The organism is Pseudoduganella ginsengisoli (genome assembly GCF_009720865.1).
In the GTDB taxonomy this organism is placed as follows: Bacteria; Pseudomonadota; Gammaproteobacteria; order Burkholderiales; family Burkholderiaceae_D; genus Rugamonas; species Rugamonas ginsengisoli.
In genome coordinates this window covers 99696-111726 of sequence record NZ_WNLA01000014.1, presented here as the reverse complement: position 1 = coordinate 111726, position 12031 = coordinate 99696, and the positions used below count along the sequence as shown (strand labels likewise).

Below are 12031 nucleotides of genomic sequence, written 5' to 3'. Positions count from 1 at the left end.
CAGGGCGCCGGCTGCTTCACAAGGAAAACATTGAATGATGAACCGTAATCCGGCACTCGACACTGAAATGCTCGGCCTGGTGCCGATGGTGATTGAACAAAGCGGCCGCGGCGAGCGTTCGTACGATATCTACTCGCGTTTGCTGAAAGAGCGCGTGATCTTCCTGGTTGGCCCGGTCAATGACCAGATGGCCAACCTGATCGTGGCCCAGCTGCTGTTCCTGGAAAGCGAAAACCCGGACAAGGATATCTCGCTCTACATCAATTCGCCGGGCGGTTCCGTGTCTGCGGGCCTGGCAATTTATGACACGATGCAGTTCATCAAGCCCAACGTCTCCACGCTGTGCACCGGCCTGGCCGCATCGATGGGCGCCTTCCTGCTGGCGGCTGGCGAAAAAGGCAAGCGTTTCTCGCTGCCAAATTCGCGCATCATGATTCACCAGCCATCCGGCGGTTCGCAGGGCATGGCGTCGGACATTGAAATCCAGGCCAAGGAAATCCTGTACTTGCGCCACCGCCTGAATCAAATCATGGCGGAGCGCACGGGCCAGACGGTCGAACAGATCGCCAAGGATACCGACCGTGACCGTTTCCTGTCCGCGGAAGAGGCAGCCGAATACGGCTTGATCGACAAAGTGCTGACCAGCCGCGGTTGATCGCATCGTTGATGCCATATCTGATGCGTTTTTAGCAGCAAAGCGACGCCCGAAACTCATATGGTTCGGGCGTTTCTTTTTTATTTCAGGTAGCATGTGTCCTGTACGCTCTGCACTACGTAACACACAGGCGCACCTATCTTGTAACTACATAAACAAGTCCCATGTCCGAGAAAAAATCCTCCAGCGGCGAAAAACTTCTGTATTGCTCGTTTTGCGGTAAAAGCCAGCACGAGGTGAAGAAGCTGATCGCCGGCCCATCCGTCTTCATTTGCGACGAATGCATCGACTTGTGCAATGACATTATTCGCGATGAAACGGCCAGCATTGAATCGGTGGCGGGCGCCAAGTCCGACTTGCCGACTCCCCATGAAATCAAGGACTTGCTGGACCAGTACGTGATCGGCCAGCAGACTGCCAAGCGCATCCTGTCGGTCGCGGTCTACAACCACTACAAGCGCCTGAAACACCTGGGCAAGAAGGATGACGTCGAGCTGGCGAAGTCCAACATCCTGCTGGTCGGCCCGACGGGTTCGGGCAAGACGCTGCTGGCGCAAACGCTGGCGCGCATGCTGAACGTGCCGTTCGTGATTGCCGACGCCACCACGCTGACCGAAGCCGGTTATGTGGGTGAGGACGTCGAGAATATCATCCAGAAACTGTTGCAGAGCTGCAACTACGACGTGGAAAAGGCGCAACGCGGCATCGTCTACATCGATGAGATCGACAAGATTTCCCGCAAGTCCGATAACCCGTCGATTACGCGCGACGTGTCGGGCGAAGGCGTGCAGCAGGCGCTGCTGAAACTGATCGAAGGCACGATGGCTTCCGTGCCGCCACAAGGCGGCCGCAAGCACCCGAACCAGGACTTCGTGCAAATCGACACGACCAACATCATGTTCATTTGCGGTGGCGCATTTGACGGCCTGGCGAAGATCATTTCGAACCGTTCGGAAAAATCCGGCATCGGCTTCTCGGCGGAAGTGAAGAGCAAGGAACAGCGCGCCGCCAGCGATTTGCTGATGGAAGCGGAACCGGAAGATTTGATCAAGTTTGGCCTGATCCCTGAACTGGTCGGCCGTTTGCCGGTGGTGGCGACGCTGTCGGAATTGACGGAAGAGGCGCTGATCCAGATTCTCGTGGAACCGAAGAATGCGTTGGTCAAGCAATATTCGAAGCTGCTGGAAATGGAAGGCGCGGAACTGGAAATCCGTTCGGCCGCACTGCACGCGATTGCCAAAAAAGCCCTGGCCCGTAAAACCGGCGCCCGTGGCCTGCGTTCGATTCTGGAACATGCATTGCTGGACGTAATGTATGAATTGCCAAATGAATCCAATGTCAGCAAAGTGGTGATTGATGAAAATACCATCACCAGCGGTGCAAAGCCCTTGTTGATTTATCAGGAATCGGCAAAAGCGTCCGGCGAAAATTAAGGGTATATAAACACCTGCACACGGAAGCAAAATAAGTTTTGCATCCGTGAGGCAAGGCGGTAAAATTAAAACCAATAAGCAGGCTTCATCCGAAAAGCCACCGCGCCTGTATAGACGTGTGTGGCTTTTTTATTTGGGTTAATTAGTTTGCTTATTTTTAAAGCAGGGCAGCATCAAAACAAGCCGCAGTAATAACATTTTTTCTTCGTGAATTATTTATTGCCTGCGGGTCTTGTGATCTGGCAAAACACCGCCATCATCAGGTACACGCTTTCACATAAGGTACGCCATGACAACTTCCAAATTAACTGAGCAAACTCAGCTGCCGTTATTGCCGCTGCGGGACGTCGTTGTGTTCCCGCATATGGTGATACCGCTGTTCGTGGGTCGCCCAAAGTCGATCAAAGCGCTGGAAGCGGCTATGGAACAGGGCAAGAGCATTATGCTCGCTGCACAGAAAGCCGCTGCCAAGGACGAGCCTTCGGCATCCGACATTTATGAAATCGGTTGCGTGGCCAATATTCTTCAAATGCTGAAGCTGCCTGATGGCACCGTCAAGGTGCTGGTTGAAGGCGCGCAGCGTGCACGCATCCGCAAGATTACGGATGCCCCAACGCACTTCGTGGCCGACCTTACCCCGTTGGACTCGGAAGAAGGTGACGATTCGGAAATCGAGGCCATGCGCCGCGCCATCGTCCAGCAGTTCGATCAATACGTCAAACTCAACAAAAAGATTCCGCCGGAAATCCTGGCATCGCTGTCCGGCATCGATGACGCCGGCCGCCTGGCTGACACCGTGGCCGCACACTTGCCGCTGAAGCTGGAACAGAAACAAGTCATCCTGGAAATCTTCAACGTCGGCAAGCGCCTGGAGCATTTGCTCGGCCAGCTGGAAGGCGAGCTCGATATCCTGCAGGTGGAAAAGCGCATCCGTGGCCGCGTCAAGCGCCAGATGGAAAAGTCGCAGCGCGAGTACTATCTGAACGAGCAGGTCAAAGCCATCCAGAAGGAGCTGGGCGAGGGCGAGGATGGCGCGGACCTGGACGAGCTGGAAAAGAAAGTCGCCGCCGCCAAGATGCCGAAAGAGGCATTGGACAAAGCCAACGCCGAGCTGAAAAAGCTCAAGCTGATGTCGCCGATGTCGGCGGAAGCCACCGTGGTGCGCAACTACATCGATACGCTGGTGTCGCTGCCATGGAAGAAAAAGTCCAAGGTCAACAACGACTTGTCCAACGCTGAAAAGACGCTGGAACAAGATCACTATGGCCTGGAAAAGGTCAAGGAACGCATCCTGGAATACCTCGCGGTGCAGCAGCGCGTCGACAAGCTGAAGGCGCCGATCCTGTGCTTCGTGGGTCCGCCAGGCGTGGGTAAAACGTCGCTGGGCCAATCCATTGCCCGCGCAACGAACCGCAAGTTCGTGCGCATGGCGCTGGGCGGCGTGCGCGATGAAGCGGAAATCCGCGGCCACCGCCGTACCTACATCGGTTCGATGCCGGGCAAGGTGCTGCAATCGCTGGCGAAAGTCGGCGTGCGCAACCCGCTGTTCCTGCTCGATGAAATCGACAAGATGGGTGCGGACTTCCGTGGCGATCCATCGTCGGCGCTGCTGGAGGTGCTGGATCCGGAACAAAACCACACGTTCTCGGACCACTACATCGAAGTGGATTTCGACTTGTCGGACGTGATGTTCGTGGCGACGTCGAACTCGTACAACATCCCGCCGGCGCTGCTGGACCGGATGGAAGTGATCCGCCTGTCGGGCTACACGGAAGATGAAAAAACGTCGATCGCACAGCGCTACCTGCTGCCGAAACAGATCAAGAACAATGGTCTGAAAGACGGTGAAATCACCGTGTCGGAAGCGGCAATCCGCGACGTGATCCGCTACTACACCCGTGAAGCCGGCGTGCGTTCGCTGGAACGCGAAGTGTCGAAGATCTGCCGCAAGGTCGTGAAGATGCTGCTGCTGAAGAAGAGCGAGAAGAAGGTTGCTGTCACGCCGAAAAACCTGGACAAGTTCCTGGGCGTGCGCCGCTACGACTTCGGCGTGGCCGAGAAGCAGAACCAGGTGGGCCAGGTGGTCGGTCTGGCATGGACCGAAGTGGGCGGCGATTTGCTGACCATCGAAGCCGTGACCATGCCGGGCAAGGGCAACGTGATACGCACCGGCACCCTGGGCGACGTGATGAAGGAATCGATCGAAGCAGCGCGCACCGTGGTGCGCAGCCGCGCCAACCGCCTCGGCATCAAGGCTGAAGTGTTTGAAAAGAGCGATATCCACATCCACGTGCCGGAAGGTGCGACGCCGAAGGATGGTCCTTCGGCCGGTATCGGCATGACGACGGCATTGGTCTCCGTGTTCACGGGCATTCCAGTGCGCGCCGATGTGGCGATGACGGGTGAAATCACGCTGCGCGGCGAAGTGTTGCCGATTGGCGGTTTGAAAGAAAAACTGCTGGCGGCGCACCGTGGCGGCATCAAGACGGTCTTGATCCCTGAGCAAAACGTGAAGGACCTGGCGGAGATTCCAGACAATGTGAAAAACAAGCTGGAAATCGTGCCGGTGCGCTGGATCGACAAGGTGCTGGAAGTCGCCCTGGAGCGCCAGCCGGAGCCGATCGTCGACACCCCTGCGGTGGAGGCGGTGGCGGCGGCCCAGACCAAGGCTGACGGCCAGTCCGACGTCGTGAAGCACTAAAAGGGCCGATTTGCCCACAAACAGGCGCCTATTTGGCGCCTGTTTTTATTTTTACTGGTGTTTTCGCCAGTGTTTCCCTTGACACAAGCCTTTGCGCGCTTGTTTAATACCGCCTGAGATTTTCTCTGCTACCGGAAGGCCGCACCATTGCTGGCTGAAAACGGTATAAATGATATAAACCTTTGTGACGGGGACTTTTGTGAACAAGACTGAACTGATCGACCATATCGCTGCATCCGCTGACATTTCCAAAGCGGCTGCCGCCCGCGCGCTGGACGCGGTGATCGATGGCGTAACCACCACCCTGGCCAAGAACGACAGCGTCACCCTGGTCGGCTTTGGCACCTTCTCCGTGAGCGAGCGCGCAGCCCGTACCGGCCGCAATCCGCGCACGAAAGAAGAAATCGTTATCGATGCTGCTAAAGTTCCTAAATTTAAAGCTGGTAAAGCTTTGAAGGATGCTGTAAACTAACGGACTTCGGTGAGCACGCAGTTGCTAGTGTCGCTCACCGCGCAGTTGAACGGGGGCGGTTAGCTCAGTTGGTAGAGCGGATGCCTTACAAGCATTAGGTCGGGAGTTCGACCCTCTCACCGCCCACCACGTTTAACGCATGTTGTATCCCTACATAAGCTGGAGCGGTAGTTCAGTTGGTTAGAATACCGGCCTGTCACGCCGGGGGTCGCGGGTTCGAGCCCCGTCCGCTCCGCCAGCTCTGTGAAAAGCATACACGCCAACCAGGAGTGGTAGTTCAGTTGGTTAGAATACCGGCCTGTCACGCCGGGGGTCGCGGGTTCGAGCCCCGTCCACTCCGCCAAGAACACGAAGCCCCTGCAGCTGAAAAGTTGCAGGGGTTTTTGCTATTTAGCTTTCTGACATTGTTGTCGTTTTGCCTTGCCCGATAGAGAGCGCACACGGTAGAATCGCGTGCGCGGGCGGACCCAGGGTCCGCCTTTGCCATTTCACTCAAAACATCATTGGCGGACCATGTTTGAATTTATACGCACGCATCAAAAATTGATGCAGATCCTCTTGGCGATCCTGATCGTGCCGTCGTTTGTGCTCGTCGGTGTCAGCGGTTACAAGAGCTTTGGCGATGACGCCAATACCCTGGCCAAGATCGATGGCCATGCGCTGACGCGCCAGGAATGGGAGCAAGCCCAGCGCAAGCAGCTGGACATGTACCGCCAGCGCCTGGGCCAGCAATTCGATCAAAAGATGTTCGACACGCCGGAATTCCGCCAGAGTGTGCTGGACCAGCTGATTACTGAGCGCGCCATTACGGCGGAGGCGGCACGCAATCATTTGACCTTGTCGCCAGCCAAGCTGCAAAAGCTGATCCTGGAGGCGATCAAGGACGTGCCGGGTATCTTCAAGCCGGATGGCTCGATCGATATGGAAGTGTACCGCCGTGTGCTGGCGCAGTCGCAAGGCTTGACGCCGGAAGGCTACCAGCAACTGGTCATGAAGAGCGAGACCACGCAGCAAGTGGGCGGCTCCGTGGCGCTGACGGGCTTTGTACCGCACACCGTGGCCAAGCTGGTGTCGGACTTTGGCGCGCAAGAGCGCGAAGTGCAGGAACTGGCATTCCCAGCACAGCAATTCATGGACAAGGTCAAAGTCACCGACGAGATGGTGAAGGCGTTCTACGAAAAGAACAGCAAGATGTTCGAGACGCCGGAGCAGGCCAAGATTGAATACGTGGTGTTCAATGCGGCTGCCGTGTCGTCGCAAGTAACGGTGTCGGATGAAGAAGTCGCCGCCTATTACAACGGTAACGCCAAGCGCTACACGGCGCCGGAACAGCGCCGCGCCAGCCAGATCATGGTGGCATTGAAGCCAGGCGCCAGCGCTGCGGATAAAGCCGCTGCCAAGGCCAAGGCGGAAGCCATTCTGGCTGAAGTGAAAAAGGCGCCGGCGGACTTCGCGAAGGTCGCCAAGGCGAAATCGGAAGATCCGGTATCGGCGCCACAGGGCGGCGACATGGATGTGCTGGACCGCGCATCGCTGCCGAAATCGCTGGGCGACGCGGCCTTTGCTGCCAAGCAGGGCGATATCATCGGCCCGATTGAAACCGAGTTTGGTTTCCACATCGTGACCATCACGTCGCTGAAACCTGAATCGGTCAAGCCGCTGGCGGAAGTGAAGGAAGAAATTGCTGCTGAACTGAAGAACCAGAAGGCTGGCAAGAAGTATTCAGAAATGGCGGAAGCGTTCACCAATACCGTGTACGAGCAGGCGGACAGCCTGAAGCCGGTGGTGGACAAGCTGAAGCTGGAAGTCAAGACCGCCGATGTGGCAGGCCGCACGCCGTCGCCAGCTGCCGGCCAGGCGCCTTACAACAATGCGAAATTCCTGACGGCGCTGTTCTCGGATGATGTGTTGAAAAACAAGCGCAATACGGAAGCCGTGGAAGTTGCGCCAAGCACGCTGGTATCGGGCCGTATCGTTGAATACAAGCCTGCCGCCAAGCGTCCGCTGGCTGACGTGGAACCGATGATCCGCCAGCGCGTGCAGATCGAAGAATCGGTCAAGCTGGCCAAGAAAGAAGGCGAAGCCAAGCTGGCTGCTGCCAAGGCCAACGGCTCGGCGGAAGGTTTTGCGGCTGCGAAGCTGGTGTCGCGCGCCAATCCAAATGGCGTGAACCAGGCTGCTGCTGCGGAAATCATGAAGGCCGATGTTTCCAAGTTGCCGGCTTACGTCGGCGTGGAAATTCCAGGCATGGGTTACGGCGTGTACCGCATCGGCAAAGTGCAGCAGCCTGCCCAGCAAGACGCGGCGCAACGCCAGGCAGAAGAACAGCAGATTTCCGGCATGCTGTCGCAACAAGAACTGTACATGTACGTGGACGCGCTGAAGCAAAAAGCCAAAGTCAAAATGCTGGGCAGCGTAACGGCGCCAGCAAAAACCGACACCGCCAACTAAGTTGACGCTGCGTTAAATGAAAGCCGCTGAAGCGATTCAGCGGTTTTTTTGCGCCTAAACCATGGGGTCAGACGTGCATTCGTGCGTCTTTCCCGTGGGGTCAGACGTGCATTCATGCATTCAGGCGCCATTTCCGCCCACGGCGGCAGGCAGTACAGCGAATGGACGGTGCGGCGGCCGGGGAGTTTGCGACCCGGTCACGCTGACGAGCGGCGGATCCGCTGCGTGCTGCCAGTGCGGGCGGGCTGCTGGGGTGCGAAAGTATGCACGAATGCACGTCTGACCCCACGGGGGATCCGCATCAATGCACGTCTGACCCCACGGTTTTGCGTTAAGCGGTATGCAGCGACAGGGCCGCGGCGCGGAAGTCTTCTGGGGCGATACCTGGCAAGTCCAGTACTTGCCCTTGCGCCAGTTGCGGAAAGTTGCGGTGGATCGAGCGCAGGTAGGCTGGGTCGTAGTGCTCTGCCAGCAGGGCGTCGACCAGCTCCGCCATACGGCCGTCATTGGCCAGCGCCTGCCACGCCGCGATCTTTTCCTTGCCGTGCAGGCTGGTCAGGTAACCCAGCTGTTCATTCAAGGCGCCCGCATCCTGTGTGAAGTGCGCATAATCTTCCATCAGCAATTGCACGCGGTGAGGGCGAGACAATTGCAGAGAGATGCAGCTCGATGCGCGCATGCGCTCGATCAGCGCAGCCGGTACGCGCAATTCGCCCACCTTTTTGCTTTCCGACTCCACAAAGACAGGACGGGCAGGGTCAAAGCGCCGCAAGCGGTCCCACACGGCGCTTTCAAACATTTTTTGCGTCGGCTGCGGATGGCTGGGGAGGCGGCCCAGAACGGAACCGCGATGCGCCGCCAGCTGTTCCAGGTCCAGGACTTGCGCGCCGACGGCTTCCAGCGTCTGCAGCAAGCGGCTTTTCCCGCTGCCCGTGGTCCCGCACACGACGCGGAAATCCAGTTGCGGCGCCTGTTCCAGTGCGGCAGCCACATAATGCCGGTATTCCTTGTAGCCGCCATCGAGCTGCACCACCGGCCACCCGACCTTTGCAAGGATGTGCGCCATCGAACCGCTGCGGTTGCCGCCACGCCAGCAGTAAACCAGCGGGCGCCATTCACGCGGCTTGTCCTGCCACAGCGCCTCAAGGTGCTTGCTGATGTTGCGCGCCACAATGGCCGCGCCTATCTTCTTTGCTTCAAACGCCCCGACCTGCTTATAAGTCGTGCCGACCAGCACGCGTTCCGCATCGTCGAGCACCGGGCAATTGATCGCGTTGGGCAAATGGTCCAACGCATATTCCGACGGGCTGCGCGCGTCAATAATCGTGTCGAATTCGTCCAGCCGCGCAACGATGTCTTCAAATTTCAATAACTCGGGATATTTCATGAAAATCTTATTTCGCCTTTAACAGCGGTTGCAAATGGGGCCAGATATTCGCCAGGATGATGGGATGCGCCTTGGCCAAGGGATGCAGGCGGTCGGCCTGGAATAAGTCGGTTTTGTCGGCCACACCTTCGAGCATGAATGGCGCCAGCGGCGCTTTGACGTCGTGGCTCAGCATACCAAACATGGCAAAGAATTTATCCGCATAGTCGCGGCCATAATTCGGCGGCATGCGCATGCCGACCAGCAGCACCTTGGCGCCGGCGCCGCGCGCCTGTTCCACCATGGCGCGCAAATTCGACTCCGCTGCAGCGACGGGCAAGCCGCGCAAGCCGTCATTGGCGCCCAGTTCAATCACCACGATGTCCGGCTGGTGCTTCTTTAACAGGGCCGGCAAGCGCGTGCGGCCGCCGCTGGTGGTTTCGCCACTGACGCTGGCGTTGACAATGTCCGCTTCCAGCTTTTGCTGCTTGACCTTGTCGGCCAGCAGCGCCACCCAGCCGGTACCTGCGGCCAAACCATATTCGGCAGACAGGCTATCGCCCACCACCAGTACTTTTTTTGGTGCAGAATAAGCGCTCGGGGCCATGCCCAGGCACAGCACGGCAAACAGCGGCAGCCATACCCGGCGGCTCACACGACGAATACTTTCCAACATGCCTGACTTTTCCAATTCGATAAGGGGTTCACAAACCAGCAGCCGCATCGCCATCGAAGTGACCGGCCTCGGTAAAACCGTGTCCGACGCCAGCGGGGCACTGACCATATTGCATAGCGTGGATTTTACCGTGCAACGTGGTGAAACGGTCGCCATTGTCGGGGCTTCCGGCAGCGGCAAGTCCACGCTGCTGGGTTTGTTGGCCGGGCTGGATACGCCCACTTCCGGCCGTGTCCTGCTCGACGGTTGCGATATCTATGCACTCGATGAAGACGGCCGCGCCGCGCTGCGCAAAGCCAAGCTGGGGTTCGTGTTCCAGAATTTCCAGCTGCTGGCGCATTTGACGGCGCTGGAAAATGTCATGCTGCCGCTGGAACTGGCGGGCGATCCGGCCGCCAGGCCGAAAGCGCAAGCCATGCTGGCGCGCGTGGGTTTGTCGTCGAGATTGCGGCACTATCCGAAATTCCTGTCCGGTGGCGAGCAGCAGCGTGTTGCATTAGCGCGCGCCTTTGTCGGCGAACCACCGCTGCTGTTTGCCGATGAGCCGACTGGCAGCCTTGATGCGGCAACCGGTGAAGCGGTGATTGGACTGATGTTTGAGTTGAACCGCGAAAAGGGATCGACGCTGGTGCTGGTCACGCATGATCCCGCGGTGGCGGCGCGGTGTGGAAGGGCGTTGACGATTGCCGCAGGGCGCTTGACATAAGGCCGCGCGCCCGATTTGCCTCAGCGCCCATGCATCTGCACCATGCGGTTCAGTGCGGTGCGGATTGCCGGTATCAATTCACTGGCCGTGACACCGATCGGCCCAAGGCCCTCCGTCACCAGCACGTCCGCCGCCATCCCGTGCAGCCACACTGCCGATAATGCAGCTTCCCACGCCGGCCAGCCCTGCGCCAATAAACTGCCGCACAAGCCTGCCAGCACGTCGCCGGTTCCCGCCGTTGCCAAAGCAGGATTACCCGTCGTATTGACTACCGTATGCCCATCCGGTTTGGCCAGCACGGTGCCGGAACCTTTCAGCACCACTATCGCGTTCAGGCGCGCCGCCAGATCGCGCGCCGCGCCGGGCCGGTTGCGCTGCACCGCGTCCGATGTGATACCCAGCAGCCTTGCCGCTTCCAATGGATGCGGCGTCATCACGGTCGGCGCCGAACGTTCAGCCACCGTGGCCTGTAGTGCACTGTCCTGTGACAGCAAATTCAGCGCGTCCGCGTCAAGCAGCAACGGTCCGCTGCTATGCACAGATTTGGCCAGCGCAGCGCGGCTATCGTCCAGTGCACCCAGGCCAGGGCCGGCCACAATGACGGCGCCTTCGATGGCAAAATCCTGCGCGCGCCGCAGCATCAATTCAGGCTGGGTGCTGTCGTACGCCGGCGGGACATCGATATGGTAAGCATACACGCGGCCCGCGCCCGTCAACAGCGCGGCGCGCGCGGCCAGCGTAATGGCGCCGCCCATGCCAGGCGCGCCGCCCACCACGGCGACATTGCCATAGCTGCCTTTGTGCGTATTGTGGCGGCGTTTTTTCAGGTGGCGCGCAAAGAACTTGACGTCATTCAAATGGCAGTGCGTAGAAGGATACAAGGCCGGATCGATGTCGAGCCGCGCCAGCTGGACATCGCCCGCATAGTCGCGTCCTGCGCACGTGTACAGGCCCGTCTTGTCGCCAATATAGGTAATGGTGTGCGTCGCCTGTATCGCCACGCCATCCGGGCCCACAATGGCGCCGGTATCCGCATCGAGCCCGCTGGGAACATCGAGCGCAAAACGGTTGCACGGCAAGGCATTGACGGCTTCCACCAGGGCGCGCTTCTCGCCTTCGATCGGGCGGGTCAGGCCGATGCCGAACAGGCCATCGATGACGAGATTCCAGTCCTGCTCTGCAAGCGATTGCGGCGCGATGCGCTCAAACTTCGCCTTGCTGCCACGCGCGCGCTGCAGCGCTGCTTCGCGCTCCGGGCTGCAATGGCCGCCGGCTTCTTCGCAGCCGAATTGCTGCACTGACACTTGTGCGCCGGCAAACGCCAGGTGGGCCGCCACTTCCAGCGCATCGCCGCCATTGTTTCCCGGGCCTGCCAGCACCAGCACTTTGGCGCGGCTGGTGGAGAAAGGCAGCATATCCAGCGCCGCATTGGCCGCCGCCTGGCCGGCACGCTGCATCAGCGCCCCGGCCGGCAAACGCTGCGCCGCAGCATGTTCGATGCTGCGGATTTCAGCCACGGAATACAGTGGATTCATCGATTGGTTTCCTGGTGGTTTCCTGTGTGAGAGTGT

The 12031-nt window shown here is 58.9% G+C and carries 9 protein-coding genes and 3 tRNA genes; 9 read left to right on the top strand and 3 right to left on the bottom strand.

Going from position 1 to position 12031, the window contains the following annotated elements; translation table 11 throughout:
* Nucleotides 1–37 precede the first annotated feature (37 nt).
* The 8 genes from clpP to GM668_RS19455 all read left to right on the top strand — a co-directional run bounded on the left by clpP (nucleotide 38) and on the right by GM668_RS19455 (nucleotide 7712).
* Nucleotides 38–655 carry an ATP-dependent Clp endopeptidase proteolytic subunit ClpP gene (gene clpP / locus GM668_RS19490; RefSeq protein WP_155440684.1) on the top strand — a complete coding sequence of 206 codons (618 nt, stop codon included), beginning with the start codon at nucleotides 38–40 and terminating at the stop codon, nucleotides 653–655.
* A gap of 164 nt (nucleotides 656–819) precedes the next feature.
* Nucleotides 820–2088: an ATP-dependent Clp protease ATP-binding subunit ClpX gene (clpX, locus tag GM668_RS19485; protein WP_155440620.1), complete on the top strand. Its 1269-nt coding sequence runs from the start codon at nucleotides 820–822 to the stop codon at nucleotides 2086–2088.
* 289 nt (nucleotides 2089–2377) lie between these two features.
* Nucleotides 2378–4789 carry an endopeptidase La gene (gene lon / locus GM668_RS19480; RefSeq protein WP_155440619.1) on the top strand — a complete coding sequence of 804 codons (2412 nt, stop codon included), beginning with the start codon at nucleotides 2378–2380 and terminating at the stop codon, nucleotides 4787–4789.
* Between the two features lie 199 nt (nucleotides 4790–4988).
* Complete coding sequence (locus tag GM668_RS19475) at nucleotides 4989–5261, top strand: HU family DNA-binding protein (RefSeq protein ID WP_170305716.1); 273 nt, start codon at nucleotides 4989–4991, stop codon at nucleotides 5259–5261.
* A 53-nt stretch (nucleotides 5262–5314) separates the two neighbouring features.
* A tRNA-Val gene (locus tag GM668_RS19470) sits at nucleotides 5315–5390 on the top strand.
* A gap of 32 nt (nucleotides 5391–5422) precedes the next feature.
* A tRNA-Asp gene (locus GM668_RS19465) sits at nucleotides 5423–5499 on the top strand.
* 28 nt (nucleotides 5500–5527) lie between these two features.
* Nucleotides 5528–5604: transfer RNA gene (locus GM668_RS19460), tRNA-Asp, on the top strand.
* Between the two features lie 170 nt (nucleotides 5605–5774).
* Nucleotides 5775–7712, top strand: coding sequence for a SurA N-terminal domain-containing protein (locus tag GM668_RS19455; RefSeq protein WP_155440618.1), 1938 nt, complete (start codon nucleotides 5775–5777; stop codon nucleotides 7710–7712).
* A 331-nt stretch (nucleotides 7713–8043) separates the two neighbouring features.
* Here the strand turns inward: GM668_RS19455 and mnmH are convergent, their stop codons facing one another.
* Nucleotides 8044–9099 (bottom strand): tRNA 2-selenouridine(34) synthase MnmH, encoded by a 1056-nt coding sequence (mnmH, locus tag GM668_RS19450; RefSeq protein ID WP_155440617.1) that lies wholly within the window; start codon nucleotides 9097–9099, stop codon nucleotides 8044–8046.
* 7 nt (nucleotides 9100–9106) lie between these two features.
* Nucleotides 9107–9754 (bottom strand): arylesterase, encoded by a 648-nt coding sequence (locus GM668_RS19445; RefSeq protein WP_229499560.1) that lies wholly within the window; start codon nucleotides 9752–9754, stop codon nucleotides 9107–9109.
* On the opposite strand from GM668_RS19445, the gene GM668_RS19440 reads away from it, so the two are divergent.
* Nucleotides 9753–10460 (top strand): ABC transporter ATP-binding protein, encoded by a 708-nt coding sequence (locus GM668_RS19440; RefSeq protein WP_229499558.1) that lies wholly within the window; start codon nucleotides 9753–9755, stop codon nucleotides 10458–10460. The genes GM668_RS19445 and GM668_RS19440 overlap by 2 nt on opposite strands.
* Nucleotides 10461–10480: 20 nt before the next feature.
* Here the strand turns inward: GM668_RS19440 and GM668_RS19435 are convergent, their stop codons facing one another.
* Nucleotides 10481–11995 carry an NAD(P)H-hydrate dehydratase gene (locus GM668_RS19435; protein ID WP_155440615.1) on the bottom strand — a complete coding sequence of 505 codons (1515 nt, stop codon included), beginning with the start codon at nucleotides 11993–11995 and terminating at the stop codon, nucleotides 10481–10483.
* Nucleotides 11996–12031: the final 36 nt, after the last annotated feature.